Source organism: Olleya sp. KJ81-1, from assembly GCF_055808135.1.
On the sequence record NZ_CM147854.1, the window covers coordinates 572,094 to 587,963 of the forward strand.

The following is a 15,870-nucleotide window of genomic DNA, read 5'->3' on the forward strand; positions in this document are numbered from 1 at the left end:
TCGGGCTTTCCGTTATATCTTTTGCAAAAAAAGCAAAAGGATGCCACTACAATCCCTAATGCAAAAAACGCAACCTTTTTAGGTTGCGTTTTTTTTATTAAAAAGCAATAATTTAGTCTGCATAATTTATTAAAAAGTACTTTTTTGTAACAAAAACAGATTAAAAACGTCTTATTTTTAGGATAAATTAACCATTAGCCTATATTCAAGTTAATTATTAGCATAAATAAAAACCATTACCAAAATGAAAAAACTAATAGTCATTCTTATCGTATTTATCATCAGCTTTCAAGCTAAATCACAAGACGTTCAAATTCCAGATGAAGTTAAAACATACATTCAATCACGAGTTAATAATCAAGTTAATGTTGGTATCGTAGTTGGATATATTAATGGTCAAAATATAGATTATTATAGCTTTGGTAATACTGCAATTAAGGATGGAACACCTGTAAATAAAAATTCAGTGTTTGAGATTGGATCTATTTCAAAAACATTTACGACCACCATTTTAGCATTAAAGGTTAATAATGGCGAAATGAGTTTAAACGACCCAATTTCAAAATACTTACCAGAAACAGTTACAGTGCCAACAAAAAATGGCAAAGAGATTACATTACAACACTTAGCAACACACACGTCTGCTTTACCACGTATGCCAGATAATATTAACCCAAAAGACGTAAACAATCCGTTTGCAGATTATACCTATAATCAATTATATAGTTTTATTTCTAATTACGAGTTAACTAGAGATATTGGTGCTATTAGTGAGTATTCAAATTTAGGAATGGGATTATTAGGTCACATTTTAGAGCTTCAAAGTGGTCAAACTTTTGAGGAATTAGTAATACAACATATTGCTAATCCCTTACAAATGGATGATACCAGAATAGTATTAACTCAGCAAATGAAAAATCGTTTAGCAAAAGGACATACAGGATTATCAGAAACTAATAATTGGGATATTATCACCTTAGCTGGAGCAGGAGGATTAAGGTCAACTACTAGTGATATGGTAAAATATATCCAAGCAAATTTAAACTGTGCTTCTGGAAACACACCATTAGATAAGGCGATGCAACTAGCACATCAGTCTACTTTTAAAAGTGAAGAACAGCGTGTAGAAATGGCATTAGCTTGGCATATTGAAAATGGTAAATTTTTAATGCATAATGGTGCAACAGGTGGTTATTGTGCAATGTCAGCTATTGATAAAGCAGATAAAAAAGGCGTAATAGTTTTGACAAATAGTAATGAAAATGTGGATGCTATTGCTATTAAATTAATGGTACCAACATATCCATTACAACCTGTCAAACCATCGATAGCAAAGGTAATGGCTAATAAAATTAAAGAGAGTAGTATAGCTGAGGCTGTCATGTTTTATAAAGATGCTAAGGTAAGTCAAGCCGATACTTATAATTTTGATGTAGACCAACTTAACACTTTAGGTTATCAGTTTTTAAATGATGACCAAAACGAAATTGCTTTAGCATTATTTAAATTAAATGTAGCACAATTTCCGGAAGCTTCAAATCCATACGACTCATTAGGTGAAGCATATTTAAAATCAGGAGAACAAACATTAGCTATTACTAACTACAAAAAGTCTTTAGCATTAAATCCAGCAAACGACAATGCAAGAACCGTTTTAAAATCGTTAGATGTGGTATTGGAAGAGGTTGTTATATCTCCAGAAATACTAAAAACGTATGTTGGTAAATATCAATTAACACCAGATTTTTTTATTACTATTTCAACAAACGATGGACGTTTATTTTTACAAGCAACTAACCAATCACAATTCGAAATTTATCCCTCAGAAGTAAATCAGTTTTATTTAAAAGTTGTGGAGGCTAAAGTGGAGTTTAAAGCAAACAAGGAAGGTGAAATAGACCAAATGATTTTATTTCAAAATGGTCAAGTATTACCAGGTCAGCGCGTAGAATAATAAAATTAATTCGCGATATTTGTAGTGTACATGCAAATATGATTAATATTAGAGAATATATAGAAAAAACAGTGGTTATATCTGATCAAGATTGGCAACTGTTTTCGTCTAAATTAGAGAATAGAATTTTTAAAAAGAAAAGCACAATACTAGACGTTGGCGATACAGAAAACTATATTTCATTTATAGAAAAAGGTATCGCTCGTTTTTTAATTCCGAAGGAAGAAAAAGAAATAGATTTGACCTTTGGATTTTGTTTTAAAAATGAGTTTGTAAGTGCTTACGATTCTTTTTTGACCAGAAAACCTTCATTATATAAGTTACAAGCGTTAACGGATATTACCATGTGGAGCATATCTTATGACGATCTACAGGAAGTGTACGAAAAAAGTTTTGCAGGTAATGTAATTGGTCGTTTATCCTCAGAACGTTTGTTTTTGATTAAATCAAAACGTGAGCAATCGCTTTTAAATGAAACAGCTGAAGAGCGTTATTTAAATTTGTTTACAGAGCGACCAAACTTAATAAAGGAGATTCCGTTAAAATATATAGCATCGTATATTGGAGTCACTCCTCAGGCTTTAAGTAGGATTAGAAAGCGAATTTCTTAACTTAGGTTCATTGTATGAGCATAATAGTATGTAGACCTTTGTAAATAAAGTAAAGTCTATGGCTATTTTAATATTTATCATAATTTTATGGTATACAGGTTTGTTCTTTCAGACCTTCTTTTTACATCGTTACGCAGCACATCAAACCTTTACAATGTCCAAAGTGACAGAGCGTGTTTGCTTTGTATTAACATGGGTTTTTCAAGGATCAAATTATTTAAGTGCCTATGGTTACGGAGTAATGCATAGGATGCATCATGCTTATGCAGATACAGAAAAAGATCCGCACTCACCTAAATACGATAGTAATTTGTTTACTATGATGTGGCGCACAAAAAATATTTATCAGGATATTAATAAAAAACGTATTGCAGTAGCAGATAAGTTTACTAAAAATGTACCACAATGGAAGGCATTTGATAAAATAGCAAGTTCTAGAATTTCAAGATTATCATGGGTTGCAGCCTATATTGTGTTTTTTAGTGTCTTTGCAACTGCTTGGTGGCAATGGTTATTACTACCTATCGCCTTTTTTATGGCACCAATCCACGGAGTTATTATAAACTGGTTTGCGCATATTTATGGTTATCGTAACTTTAAAGTTAGTGACACGTCTAAAAATTTACTGCCTGTAGATATTTTGATGATGGGAGAAGGATACCATAATAACCACCACTCGCATAGTGGACGTGCTAATTTTGGTGTACGTTGGTTTGAAATTGATTTTACATACTGCATAATGTATGTTTTAGATAAACTACATATTATAAAAATTAAAAAAACTGCTAATTAATTAGCAGTTTTTTTTGCATATATGTTTAATCCAAAATGATTAATTTTTATATAGAGCTGTTTTTTAATGTTTTACAATTGGCTTGGATTAAGCTAAATAAAAAGTGAAATAGGCTATTTAGCTTTAGTGACTAAAAAGTAAATTTAGTACTTAGATAACTAAATATAAGTTTCTATTTTAGAGGTATGAAAACCAACCTAAAATTATTTCTTTTTATATATATAAGCGTTACTTGTCTTTTTAGTAATAAGGCTTTTTCGCAGCATCAAACAGATAGCTTGTCATACTATACAAATGCTATAGAGAAAGTAACCTCTGAAGAAACGCTAGCTAAGGCATATCAATATTTAGTTGAGCATTTAGAAATTAAAAAGAAAAAAACAGCCAATTAGGTATAGCTTATGATTTATATTTTTTAGCAAGAATAGACTACAAAGTAGGTTTTTATGATGATAGTGAAGTAAGTGCTGTTGAAGCTTTAAAGATATTAGATGGTCTAAAAGTTAATGATTATAATACTAAACTAACAACAGGAGTTTTAAACCTTTTGGGACAAGTCTATAATCAAAAAAACATGTTTGATAAAGCTAATGAGACGTATTTAAAAGCGTTATCTATTACTGCGACTTCAAGAGATAGTTTGGTATTGTATAACAACATTTCTAATATTTATAAAAATCAAAAATTATATAATAACGCTAAGAGCACATTAATAAAAGCAACTAATTTATTTAATAGGGTAGAAGATTCAATAGAAAAGGCTAGAGTTATTGATAATTTAGGGTTTATAAAATTTAAATTAAATAATCAAGGTGCATTTGACGATTTTAGGACAGCTTATACCATACGTCAAAATGTTGATAATTTAGCCGAGTTATATCCAAGTTATAAAAATTTATCAGAATATTACTTAAGTAAAAAGGATACAGTCCAAGCTTTATCCTTTGCTATAAAAGCCTATGACGTTGCTAATAAGGTAAACAGTTTGTCCTACAAATTAGATGCAGTTAAAACAAGGTATAATTTAGGAGATAATACGGTATTTAAGGAGTATTCATTTTTAAACGATAGCTTATTAAAAGCGACAAAACTGAGTCAAAATAAGTTTGCTTTACTAAAATATAACGTTAGTAAAAGTCAATTACAGTCTCAAATAGAGAAAGCTCAAAAACAAATCTACCAACTATTAGCAGTTGTAATATTGATTTTAGCTTTGGGTTTACTCTATTTTTTTAGAGCTAAACATAAAAAAGAAAAATTAAAAGAGGTTTATACAACAGAAACTAGAATATCTAAAAAAGTACATGATGAGGTAGCAAATGATGTCTATCAAATAATGACAAAATTACAGAGTAAAGCCACTATAAATGAAGACTTTTTAGACGATCTGGAAAAAATTTACATTAAAACTAGAGATATTTCTAAAGAAAATAGCACAATAAATGTTAATCAAGATTTTGAAATCCTACTTACAGATTTATTAGCTAATTATAGTAGTAATCAGGTTAATGTGATTACAAAGGACATTGCAAAGGTAGATTGGAAAAAGGTGTCAGATGTTAAAAAGACTGCACTTTACAGAGTGTTACAGGAGTTAATGACCAATATGAAAAAACATAGTCAAGCTAATATTGTAGTCGTAGTTTTTAGTCAAAACAATAAAAAAGTGACTATTAATTACAACGATAATGGTGTAGGAACACTATTAAAAAAGAATAATGGTTTGCAAAATGTGGAAAACCGTATTCAATCTGTTAATGGAACAATTACTTTTACATCCACAGTTAATAAAGGGTTTAAAGCAAACATTATATTATAAAGTATGTTTAGTAAAGTAATTATATCAGATGATTTAGGTAGTATTAGTCAAGGTGTTTTATCTGTCTTGAGTAATTTATCCATAACTAATGTCACACAAGTACAATATTGTGATGATGCTTATCTTAAAATATCTAAAGCAATTCTAGACCAACAACCATTTGAGTTGTTAATTACAGATTTATCGTTTATTGCAGATCATAGAGACCAGAAATATAAATCAGGAGAAGAGCTTGTTGCTGCTTTAAAGCAACAGAATCCTGATTTAAAAATTATTGTTTATTCGGTAGAAGATAGATTACAAAAAGTAAGAGTCTTGGTTAATAAACATAACATTGATGGTTATGTTTGTAAAGGTAGACGTGGTTTGATAGAACTTGATCAGGCTATTGTAACGACATATCAAAATGGTCAATATTTATCACCTCAAGTGCAACAAGCTTTAAGTCCAAAGTCTAATTTAGAGATTGATGATTATGACATTTTATTAATTAAACTACTATCTAATGGTTTGTCGCAAGAACAAATTAGAGAACAACTAAAAATAGATAATATTTCGCCTAATAGCTTGAGTACTATCGAAAAAAAGCTAAACAAACTACGTATACAATTTAAAGCTAACAATGCAATACATCTTGTTGCAATCGTAAAAGATTTAGGATTAATTTAAAAAAAACAAGTCTTTACGGGAAACCGTAAAATACATAAGCTAACAAGTCTTAAAATTGTATGCTAATTAATTAATAATGTTTTTTCTAAGGGAAAAAACTTTAAGCAATCCTTAGTGATTGCCTTTTTTATGATTTACTTTAACCAAGTAAATTGATTAGAGTTTACAGAAATAATTTTAGCTAATTGTCATGATGTATTCTCGATTAAAGCCTTGCAAATTTATTGTAGGGCTTTTTTATTTTGTATTAATCTTGTAATCAAAAATAAAATTCAATTAATGGTTTTAATTTTAATTTGTATGCTACTTTTCATTACATTTAATTAATATGTAATTCATTATTAAAAACAATAATTATGGCTAAATCACAAGACGCAAAAAAATGTAAAAAAGGAAGCGACCTTATCGCCTAAAGAAAAAAAGGCTGCTAAACTAGCTAAAAAAGCAACACGAAAATAATAGCTTATCCATAGACTGTTAAAACCACTCAAAAATGAGTGGTTTTTTAATTTAAAGCTATTACCTTTAGCTACGTTATAAATTTCAACTTAGCACTTATGGATATAAAATTAGCAGTACTTATTGATGGAGACAATATTCCTTCAGCATATGTAAAGGAGATGATGGAAGAAATCGCTAAATATGGTAATCCAACAATTAAACGTATTTATGGAGATTGGACCAAACCAAATCTTAATAAATGGAAAAGTTTACTATTAGAAAATGCTATAACTCCAATCCAACAATATGGCTATACTACTGGTAAAAATGCTACAGATTCTGCTATGATTATTGATGCAATGGATATTTTATATTCAGAGAAAGTAGATGGCTTTTGCTTAGTATCTAGTGATAGTGATTTTACACGTCTTGCAACGCGTTTACGTGAAGCTGGAATGAAAGTCTATGGTATTGGAGAAAAGAAGACGCCAAACCCTTTTATAGTCGCTTGTGATAAGTTTATTTACATAGAAATACTTAAAAACCTAACGGAAGACAGTACATTAGAACCCTCAACCAAATCTTCTAAGTCCAAAAATAATTACGACACCATTACACAAAAAGAAATTAAGCTTATTGCTACAACTATTGACGATGTTGCAGATGACGATGGTTGGGCATTTTTAGGTGATGTTGGAAGTTTATTACAAAAAAAGCAACCTAATTTTGATTCTAGAAATTATGGTTTTCAAAAACTAACACCTTTAATTAACAGTATTCCAGCGTTTGAAATAGATAGTCGTGAGGACACTAGAGGTCGCATGAAGCTAATTTATGTCAGAATTAAAGAGGTAAAACCTAAAGGCCGAAAACGATAATTATTCACACAATTATTACTACTATAATTTAAGGTAATTGCGACACTTTATATCGCGCAGCTAATAAATCTTGTACTTCTTTAATAGGTTTAAAGCAACCTTTAAGTTTTAACTTGTTATTTTTACTAAGGTTTTTTACGTCAATAAACTGACCAGAATCATTATTTTTCAATCCTTGTTTTGTTCTAAAGCGTAGCAATACTCTAAATGCGTTTATGCACGAGTCAAACAAATCTTTGTGCTGAGGTTCGATTTCAACCAGTTTTTGGTAGCGTGCTATAGTATTGTTTACATCCTTAATATCATGCGACAAAATTAAAACACGTGCAGCATCAACAAGTGGCATAATAGCTCTGGATTTAATATCAAATTGATCTTTATGTTCTCCAGAATGCTCTACTAAAAAGCTTCTAAAAAGCTTAAAGGTGCAGGTTTTTTTAAAGCATTTCTACCCATAAAAGTTAAGAAGATTTCATGACTATGTATGGCTCTAAAAATATTATCAGACATACCACTAACTAGACTTTGGTTTCCATAAACAAAGTTATAATCAAAAAAATGTTGCACAACATCATTTTATCTTCGTCAGAATGGGTAATCCAATTGGTAAATTGAGATTTCCAATCAGAGACGGTTAAACACCATTTTGGGTTACTTGCCATCATGTTATCAGGACAAAACTTAAAGCCAACAATAGCTAGTTTTTTATTTACAGCAGTTGCTAATTTTAAAAAGTAAGCTTTTGTTTTATAGTCTTCTGTACTGTCTTCATACACTAAAGCATTGTCTTGATCAGTATATAATAGTTGCTCTTTTCTTCCTTGGCTTCCAATAGCTAACCAAGCAAAAGACACAGGTGGTTCTTGGTTAAACTCTGCAATAGTTAACTCTAAAATACGCGATGTAATAGCATTATTTATTGCAGAAATTATTTTGGTTATAAAACTAATTGGGATACTTTGTTTAAGATACCCTTTTAATAAATCTTGCGCTTTTTCCCTTATATATTTTAACGACTCAGCAGAATTTGCTCGTTTTATTTCTTTAATTAAAACCGAAGGATTATTACCATAAATTACAATAATATCATGCTCTGATAGGATACCAATTAACTCAGAATATGGTGTCCCATCTTTGGTAATACATAGGTGTGAAATATCATTTTTAAGCATTGCAATTTGTGCTTCGGCAACAGATATACTGTCAGGAAACGTGATAACTGGAGAAGACATAATGGCTTCCACAGTGTCTGTTATGGTGTGTAATCCAGTAGCCACTTTATTACGCAAATCTTTATCTGTAATAATACCAATTGGCTGTTTGTTATTAGTTATTACAATAGATCCCACTTTATTAGTGCTCATTATTTGCGAAGCTTCTTGTATGCTAATTAATGGATTGCATACCACAGGATTTTTAGAAAACTTTGCCGATTGCATTTCGGTAAAACTAGAGGCTTCAGGTTTTAAAACACCAATGTTAGCAAATAATGTACCCTTGTCTTCATCACTATAAGGATTACGTGTATTAGTAGCAAAACTGGCTATTAAAAACTGATTGGCTTTTGGGTTATTTATTATAATATCTTCAATAACCTTAGCAGGAATACTATAAATAATACTTTGCTCAATAGCTCTTGCATCCAATAAATAATGATCTTTACGTATTAATGCTCGTAATCCAAAAATATCTCCAGCATCACATTTGTCAACTAATTTATCATCTTTAAAAATACCAATTGCACCTGCCTTTACCACGTAAAACACCTCTTGTAAAGCTTCATTTTGTTTAAAAATAAAATTATCCTTTTCAATGTAAATTACTTCAATCTCAGACGCGATAGCTAACAATTGCTCATGACTTAAAGCATCAAAAGGAGGAAAGCCTTTTATGAAATCTAAAATACGTTCTGTAATGGCGTTTTTCATCTTACTAATTTATGCAAAATTAATAGGTTAAAATTGGACTATTACTATCATTTTGTTAAAATAATTAGCAAGATAAAAAGACATTTTATTTGATTAACTTAGTCTTCTAATTATCAAGTTTATGAAAACCAAACTATTTATTTTAAGTGTCTTGTCTTTATTATGTTTTAATTGTAAAAAGATAGAAGAAACAAAAAAGGTTGAGGCTACTAATACTGCAGAAAATTATTTAAAACCCAATACTGAAGATCAATTTTTAGGAGGTATAAAAATGATACCAATTACAACACCTAAAGGCGAATTTAAGGTTTGGACTAAACGCGTTGGAAATAACCCAACAATGAAGGTGCTTTTATTACATGGTGGTCCAGGAATGACACATGAAATTTATGAATGTTTTGATGGTTACTTTCCGCAGGAAAATATAGAGTATTATTACTACGATCAATTAGGATCGTATTACAGCGATCAACCCAAAGATTTAAGTTTATGGGATTTAGATAGATTTGTAGAAGAGGTGGAACAGGTCAGAATGGCTTTAGGTTTAAATAAAGATAATTTTTACTTATATGGTCAATCTTGGGGAGGAATTTTGGGTATGCAATATGCCTTAAAATATCAAGATAATTTAAAAGGATTAATTATATCTAACATGGTAGCTTCAATACCTGACTATCAAAAATATTCTGACCAGGTGTTAGCACCAAAATTAGATCCTGAAGTTTTAAAAGAAATTATGAGCTATGAGGATAAAGAAGATTACACAAACCAAAGATATTTAGATTTAATTGTCGAAAATTATTACACCAAGCATGTTATTAGAATGCCAGTCAAAGATTGGCCAGAACCAATTAACAGAGGTTTTAAGCATTTAAATCCTGATGTGTATGTAACAATGCAAGGACCAAGTGAGTTTGGTATTAAAGGTAATGCTACGCTTAAAAATTGGGATGTAAAAGACCGTTTAAAAGAAATAAAAACACCAACCCTTACCATTGGAGCAACGCATGATACTATGGATCCAGAACACATGAAATGGATTAGTACCGAAGTCCAAAATGGACGTTTTTTGCTTTGCCCAAATGGCAGTCATTTATCTCAATTTGATGATCAAAAGGTGTTTTTTAAAGGGTTAATTAGTTTTATTAAAGATGTAGATTCTGGTGCGTTTTAATACGTGTCAGGTACATCAGTTAAGGTTTTTAGATAAGCTATAATGGCTTGCTGCTCGGTTTCTGTAAGGTTTAAATTATCAAAAGGAAGCGTTTGATGGTCCAAATCAAAACCTAATCCACCACCTCCACCAAGGTTGTAAAAATTAAGGACTTCCTCTAAAGTTGTATAGATGCCATTATGCATATATGGACCTGTTATAGCTACGTTTCTAACCGTTGGCGTTTTAAACATACCTTTATGTAAGGCTTCTTTATATTTATAATAAAAACCAGAATCGTCATCTAGCTTTTTATTTTGAGCTGTTTTTGGAACACCAATAACTTCTTTTTCTGTTTCAGTAAAAAAAGGCGGTACAGTTCCGCTAGTTAAAGGCATAAAATGGCATGTGGCACATAGTGCTTTACCCATAAATAGGTTATAACCTAAGGTTTCTTCATCTGTAAAATTATTAAGTTCTCCTCTAATATTTTTATCAAATTTAGAGTCAAAACCGTTTAAAGTAGAAATATAAGCAGACAATGCTTTAATAACATTGGTATTATTTTTTGGAACTTGTCCATAGGCTTCTTTAAATAATGTAACGTAAGTTGAATCTTGTAAAATAGCTTCAGAAAAGGTGTGAACGTTAGTATTAAATTCTTTATCATTTAAAAACACAGATGAAATTTGTTCAATCATCGTTTCTGATCTACCATCCCAAAAAAAGCTTTTTGAAAGGCACTATTTATTAAAGTTGGTGTGTTGCGCTGTAATGGCTTACCGTTATTATCTAAGTTAACAGTCATAGCATCTGCATACCCTAAAGCAGGACTATGACAGGTAACGCAAGCCATACTGTTGTTAGCAGAAAGTTGTGTGTCAAAAAACAATTTTTCGCCCAAAGCTATTTGTTTGTCGCTTGGGTTACGGTTAGTTGTTGGTGTAAAATAATTTAAGTTGAAGCTGTTGCTTTCAAAAAAAGTAGGTTCATCAAAATTGAATGGTTCGGTATTAGTAGGTTTCCAAATGTCAGCTGTTTTACGGATAGAAACCCAATGACGTGTGATTGGATTTAGGTAATCTCTGGTAAACGTAAACCTATCAAAAGTATCAAAATCCTGATGTTGATTAATGTAATTTATTGCTTTTAAAATCGAGTTGTTAAACGCATCATCTAAGGATTTGTCTTTGTTTATAATAGAAGATTTTAAGGTGTTATTATATACGTTTTGAAGGCTTTTTAATGAAACAGCACTTTCTTTTATACCTAAATGACTAACAGGAGTATCAAATCCTGACATACCCAAACTTACAATACGCAAAAGCTGTTGGTGTGTAGCTATAAAAAACCGTTGTGGTGTTAACGCTCTGTTTTCCATATTTACTTTTAAGATAGCAAACAACCCTTGTGTAACATAGATTTCTTGATTAAAATCTGTGACAGACGTCTCTTGCTCATAAATACTTTCTTCTATTTTTTGAAGGCCAATAGGTTTTAATATTTTGCCAGTATCTTCTTTATACACAGGAAGTGCAGGACCATTAGCTCTGTGTCCTACTTCAGGGTTTAAATATGAGGCAAAAGGCTCTGCTTTTTTAAAAGCCTCTCGTGCTAATGTAAAATAGTGTTTGGTGTTTTTACCAGTAAGACCTTCGGTTTTTAAACTATCTAAGTATTTAGAAGCAAGGTCTATATTGTTTATATAGTACTTTTGAGCACTGTCCCAATTTATGACGTCTACGGTTTCGGTTTTATCCGATTTGCAAGCTGATAATGTTACTAATAATACTATTGTAATTAAAAGTGAATGGTATGATTTCATGTTAAGATTGTAATAAACAAAATGAATCTCCATTGTACAATGGAGATTCATTATTAATAATAAAAGATGTCGTTTTATCTAGGTAATCCTTGTAGTAATACGATTTGTCCACCTTGGTTGTGTGGTAAGTTTGTAGATATAAAATCGTCACTTTTCCAGTAGTGTGGTTGTAAGTTTAGAATAAATGTGTCTGGCACACCAACTTTGTCAGAAATGTCAATTAAAGCACCAAATTCTCCAGATAAAGAAGAGCTTCCAGTAGGAGATAAGTTGCTTTCAATTTTTAAATCTAATACGTCTGTTGGATTATTTCCGTTTAAGTCTGTTTGGTAGATTCTAGCTGCATGACCTCTATCAAAAGAGTTAGGATCTTCTTGAATGTACACATAGTTTTCTGTTACACAAATATTATCCGGACTTTGTAAGCTAGATAAGTTACCATCTTGGTTGTTTGTGTCTGTGTTACCACTTACAATTTGTGTTAATTGACCTTGTAAAGGGTTGTTGGCATCTAGATTTAATTTGTAAATGGTTCCCCAATCATTATAAGTTCCTGCTCCAGGACCTCTTCCTGTAACTGCAAAATAAACGTTTCTAGCGTTTTCATCACTTCCTTTTTGGTAGTCAACATCTTCAACACGCATAAACTGAGAAGCAAAAACACCAGTACAAGCTGTTTCCATTTCGTTTTTGGTCATGGCTGCACCATTTTCTATTTCAACAAATTCAACATCATAGGTGGCTCCAAAATCTAAGCTTCCTTCATTATAAACTGTATTTGCAGCAACATTTTGGATACCATTGGCACCATCAGATACTTCTTTTAAACGTAATACATATATTTTACCGTTAGTTAAATCTGCATCTCCATTTTCTGATAAATACATGATTACTTGACCTTCAGACCCACTAGAATCGTCATCTCCACCAATAATCACTGTTTTTCCTGCATATGAATTTTGAGGTAATGGTACTGCGTTTTCCCAAGAAAATTCACCCAGAGCGTCCAAACCAAAGTCAGCATTTGGAGTAGGTGTTTCTATCCAAGGATCTATTGCTTTAACATCGTATGCAATACTTTCTGAAGCAGATAAAAAGAAATCTTGAGAGCCACCATGTATTGCAGCTTCCCACATTGTACCAGAACATTGTCTTGCAAAATCAGCAACTCCTGCGTTTAACAACCATTCACCTTTTATAGGTCTCATGTTTTCGTCAAATCTAATTCTAGAGACACTGTAATCGTCCTCTGCATTGACAACATAAATATATTCGTTACCATCTTTTAATAAACCTGCACCATCTTGTGCACCAACTAAACGGAATCCATTTGGTAAATAATCTGTCGAGCTAATTAATGAGTAAGCTTTTACATTGTTAAAGTTAGCGCTAATATCTACTAAAGGATCTAAAGCCGATTTGTTACTAAAAAGCTCATCGGTAGGCGTAAAATCTTGACCATCCTGACCGTTAGTTCCGTCTAATCCATTTTCTCCTTCACAGCCTATTAATCCAAATCCTAGACTGGTAATTATGCATAATTGAAAAAAATGTTGTTTAAATAATTTCATTGTATTTGATTGTTTAAGTGGTTAATTTTGAACAAAACTAAGGTCAAGAGTTTTAAAGAGTATTAACTAAAAATGATTGAAGTTTTAAGAAAACTTTACGCTAATGTTACTATGTAAACTTTATGTTAAGTGAAGGTTTTTTATTTTCTAACGTATTGTTTTTTAGTGTTTTATAGTTGTTTTGGGTGTTTTTTTTGTTTTACGTTTTATTTAAGATTAGTTAATCTAACGATAACTTTTAAACGTCAAAAAAGAACGGAATTTGCAGAAAAAACAATGGAATTATTTTTAGCAGTATTTGGAGCATTATTTTCAATTATGAATCCTTTAGGAACCGTTCCTGTATTTGTAGGTTTAACAGGAGAGCACAGTAAAAAAGAACGTTCTGTTACAGCCTTTTGGACAGCAATAGATGTTTTGGTTATTTTATTGCTTTCGTTTTTTGCAGGTCAGTATATCTTATCTTTTTTTGGAATAAGTCTTAATGCTTTAAAAATAGCAGGAGGATTAATAATTACATCCTCTGGCTTTGCGTTGTTGACCGGAAAATTTAGAGAACATAAAGGGATGAAACGTAAAAAGGTACAAGAAGATATACATACTAGAGATGGAATAAGTTTAACACCATTAGCAATACCTATGTTAGCTGGTCCTGGGACAATTTCGCTATTAATTACTTATAATCAGGAGTTTACTTTAACTTCCGAAAAATTAACAATAGTTGGTGCTATGCTTTTAGCAGCCATTACTATTTACGTCATTCTTAAAAGTGCGCATTTAATCGTTAAATTTTTGGGAGCTTCTGGGATTAATGCGCTGTCTAGAATTATAGGTTTTATAGTAATAGCTATAGGTGTGGAGTATATAATATCTTCGGTAGTAGATATACTTTCAACAATTAAAATATAGTAATGGTTATAAAATGATATTTCGTTTTCTAGTTCTTTTAATAAATAAAAATAAAATTAGAGACATAAAACCAAAAACCGTAAACCCTATAAATAATGGTAACGCTGTTGTGTCAACAAAACTACCAATGTAATTTGCAATTGGTACAGCCATTATTGTAGATATAAATCCTGTTATAGCAGCTCCAATACCAGCAATATGTCCAATTGGCTCCATAGCAATAGCTCGTAGATTTCCAAAGATAAAGCCTATGGTAAAAAATTGGATAGCCATAAATATTAATATAATTGGTAATGCAGGATTAGTTGTAGCATTCCAAAATAATAAGACATACAGTAACGCATTAACGCTAAAAACAATGATAGCTAAATAGGATAAACGCCACATACCAAGACGCATAACAAAGCTTCCGTTTAAAAAAGTGGATAAACCAACACCACATGCCAATCCAGCAAAGATGTATGGAAACTCGTCTATTAAACCATATTGATTTTCAAAAATGACCTGAGAAGCACTTAAATAAACAATAAATGCACCAGAGATAAAACCAGAAATAATGGTAAATCCTATGGTTTCTTTATATTTTAATAATTCTTTTAAACCATCAATAAAAACATGTCTAGTAAACTTTATTTTATATTCAGGCTTTAAGGTTTCAGGCTGACGCTTCCAAAACCAAATAGCAACAACTAAAGCCATTATTAATTGAACATAAAAAATTCCTGTCCAGTCGTAATGGTTTAAAATAAATTTACCCATTACAGGAGCAATTACAGGAACCAAAATAAAGAAGGTCGTAACAAACGACATTATTTTGGCCATATAATCTCCTTTATACATGTCTCTAATAACAGCAATAGCGATAGTTCTTGGAGCTGCTAATCCAACACCTTGGATGATACGACCAACAACCATCATTTCTAAACTATGTGATAATACACAAACTATACTTCCTATTGCAAACACAGTAAAACCAATATAAACAATGGGTTTTCTACCAAAACTATCCGATAAAGGTCCAAATAATAGTTGTCCAAATCCTAAACCTAGAAAAATCATGGTGATTAGTAATTGGTTGTTACTAGTGTCTAAACTATTAACTGTGATTCCTATAGCTGACATTGCTGGTAAAATAGCATCAATCGCTAAGGCAACAATAGACATTAAAGATGCCATTAGTAATATAAACTCTAACTTAACAGGTGGATTTTTTTGCATGCTGCAAAAGTAGTTTAAAAAAGAATTATCATTGGTTTTATTAGTGTGAAATAGGTGTTAAAATAGACCCAATTAATTTGATAATTATCAAACTTTTATAA

The 15,870-nt window shown here is 31.1% G+C and carries 12 protein-coding genes and 1 pseudogene; 8 read left to right on the forward strand and 5 right to left on the reverse strand.

Annotated elements, in window-relative coordinates; translation table 11 throughout:
- Positions 1-244: 244 nt before the first annotated feature.
- The 6 genes from AC0L3M_RS02715 to AC0L3M_RS02740 all read left to right on the forward strand — a co-directional run bounded on the left by AC0L3M_RS02715 (position 245) and on the right by AC0L3M_RS02740 (position 7,165).
- The gene (locus AC0L3M_RS02715; RefSeq protein WP_473431745.1) at positions 245-1,954 is read left to right on the forward strand and encodes a serine hydrolase; all 1,710 of its coding nucleotides are present in this window, start codon (positions 245-247) and stop codon (positions 1,952-1,954) included.
- A 38-nt stretch (positions 1,955-1,992) separates the two neighbouring features.
- Positions 1,993-2,565 carry a Crp/Fnr family transcriptional regulator gene (locus tag AC0L3M_RS02720; RefSeq protein ID WP_473431746.1) on the forward strand — a complete coding sequence of 191 codons (573 nt, stop codon included), beginning with the start codon at positions 1,993-1,995 and terminating at the stop codon, positions 2,563-2,565.
- Positions 2,566-2,623: 58 nt separating this feature from the next.
- The gene (locus AC0L3M_RS02725; RefSeq protein WP_473431747.1) at positions 2,624-3,358 is read left to right on the forward strand and encodes an acyl-CoA desaturase; all 735 of its coding nucleotides are present in this window, start codon (positions 2,624-2,626) and stop codon (positions 3,356-3,358) included.
- A 547-nt stretch (positions 3,359-3,905) separates the two neighbouring features.
- A complete protein-coding gene (locus AC0L3M_RS02730; protein WP_473431748.1) occupies positions 3,906-5,177 on the forward strand; it encodes a tetratricopeptide repeat-containing sensor histidine kinase in 1,272 nt (423 codons plus the stop codon).
- 3 nt (positions 5,178-5,180) lie between these two features.
- On the forward strand, positions 5,181-5,846 hold the full coding sequence (locus tag AC0L3M_RS02735) for a response regulator transcription factor (RefSeq protein WP_473431749.1): 666 nt from the start codon (positions 5,181-5,183) through the stop codon (positions 5,844-5,846).
- A gap of 557 nt (positions 5,847-6,403) precedes the next feature.
- The gene (locus tag AC0L3M_RS02740; RefSeq protein WP_145001473.1) at positions 6,404-7,165 is read left to right on the forward strand and encodes an NYN domain-containing protein; all 762 of its coding nucleotides are present in this window, start codon (positions 6,404-6,406) and stop codon (positions 7,163-7,165) included.
- A gap of 28 nt (positions 7,166-7,193) precedes the next feature.
- On the opposite strand, the gene AC0L3M_RS02745 is transcribed toward AC0L3M_RS02740, so the two are convergent.
- Both AC0L3M_RS02745 and AC0L3M_RS02750 read right to left on the reverse strand, forming a co-directional pair.
- The gene (locus AC0L3M_RS02745) at positions 7,194-7,529 is read right to left on the reverse strand and encodes a putative nucleotidyltransferase substrate binding domain-containing protein (RefSeq protein ID WP_473432467.1); all 336 of its coding nucleotides are present in this window, start codon (positions 7,527-7,529) and stop codon (positions 7,194-7,196) included.
- A gap of 154 nt (positions 7,530-7,683) precedes the next feature.
- Complete coding sequence (locus AC0L3M_RS02750; RefSeq protein ID WP_473431750.1) at positions 7,684-9,093, reverse strand: DUF294 nucleotidyltransferase-like domain-containing protein; 1,410 nt, start codon at positions 9,091-9,093, stop codon at positions 7,684-7,686.
- Between the two features lie 121 nt (positions 9,094-9,214).
- Here AC0L3M_RS02750 and AC0L3M_RS02755 point away from each other — a divergent pair, with 121 nt between their 5' ends.
- Positions 9,215-10,267: a proline iminopeptidase-family hydrolase gene (locus AC0L3M_RS02755; RefSeq protein WP_473431751.1), complete on the forward strand. Its 1,053-nt coding sequence runs from the start codon at positions 9,215-9,217 to the stop codon at positions 10,265-10,267.
- On the opposite strand, the pseudogene AC0L3M_RS02760 reads toward AC0L3M_RS02755, so the two are convergent.
- A pseudogene (locus AC0L3M_RS02760) lies at positions 10,264-12,122 on the reverse strand (cytochrome-c peroxidase). The gene AC0L3M_RS02755 and the pseudogene AC0L3M_RS02760 overlap by 4 nt on opposite strands.
- 23 nt (positions 12,123-12,145) lie before the next feature.
- On the reverse strand, positions 12,146-13,642 hold the full coding sequence (locus AC0L3M_RS02765; RefSeq protein ID WP_473431752.1) for a PhoX family protein: 1,497 nt from the start codon (positions 13,640-13,642) through the stop codon (positions 12,146-12,148).
- A gap of 276 nt (positions 13,643-13,918) precedes the next feature.
- Here AC0L3M_RS02765 and AC0L3M_RS02770 point away from each other — a divergent pair, with 276 nt between their 5' ends.
- The gene (locus AC0L3M_RS02770; protein ID WP_292949072.1) at positions 13,919-14,551 is read left to right on the forward strand and encodes a MarC family NAAT transporter; all 633 of its coding nucleotides are present in this window, start codon (positions 13,919-13,921) and stop codon (positions 14,549-14,551) included.
- Positions 14,552-14,557: 6 nt separating this feature from the next.
- Here AC0L3M_RS02770 and AC0L3M_RS02775 read toward each other — a convergent pair whose 3' ends face one another.
- The gene (locus tag AC0L3M_RS02775; RefSeq protein WP_473431753.1) at positions 14,558-15,769 is read right to left on the reverse strand and encodes a multidrug effflux MFS transporter; all 1,212 of its coding nucleotides are present in this window, start codon (positions 15,767-15,769) and stop codon (positions 14,558-14,560) included.
- Positions 15,770-15,870: the final 101 nt, after the last annotated feature.

What these genes read in the sequence shown, in the direction of transcription:
- AC0L3M_RS02715 (WP_473431745.1), top strand. Translation starts at nt 245, where the DNA reads ATGAAAAAACTAATAGTCATTCTTATCGTATTTATCATCAGCTTTCAA.
- AC0L3M_RS02720 (WP_473431746.1), top strand. Translation starts at nt 1,993, where the DNA reads ATGATTAATATTAGAGAATATATAGAAAAAACAGTGGTTATATCTGAT.
- AC0L3M_RS02725 (WP_473431747.1), top strand. Translation starts at nt 2,624, where the DNA reads ATGGCTATTTTAATATTTATCATAATTTTATGGTATACAGGTTTGTTC.
- AC0L3M_RS02735 (WP_473431749.1), top strand. Translation starts at nt 5,181, where the DNA reads ATGTTTAGTAAAGTAATTATATCAGATGATTTAGGTAGTATTAGTCAA.
- AC0L3M_RS02740 (WP_145001473.1), top strand. Translation starts at nt 6,404, where the DNA reads ATGGATATAAAATTAGCAGTACTTATTGATGGAGACAATATTCCTTCA.
- AC0L3M_RS02750 (WP_473431750.1), bottom strand. Translation starts at nt 9,093, where the DNA reads ATGAAAAACGCCATTACAGAACGTATTTTAGATTTCATAAAAGGCTTT.
- AC0L3M_RS02755 (WP_473431751.1), top strand. Translation starts at nt 9,215, where the DNA reads ATGAAAACCAAACTATTTATTTTAAGTGTCTTGTCTTTATTATGTTTT.
- AC0L3M_RS02765 (WP_473431752.1), bottom strand. Translation starts at nt 13,642, where the DNA reads ATGAAATTATTTAAACAACATTTTTTTCAATTATGCATAATTACCAGT.
- AC0L3M_RS02770 (WP_292949072.1), top strand. Translation starts at nt 13,919, where the DNA reads ATGGAATTATTTTTAGCAGTATTTGGAGCATTATTTTCAATTATGAAT.
- AC0L3M_RS02775 (WP_473431753.1), bottom strand. Translation starts at nt 15,769, where the DNA reads ATGCAAAAAAATCCACCTGTTAAGTTAGAGTTTATATTACTAATGGCA.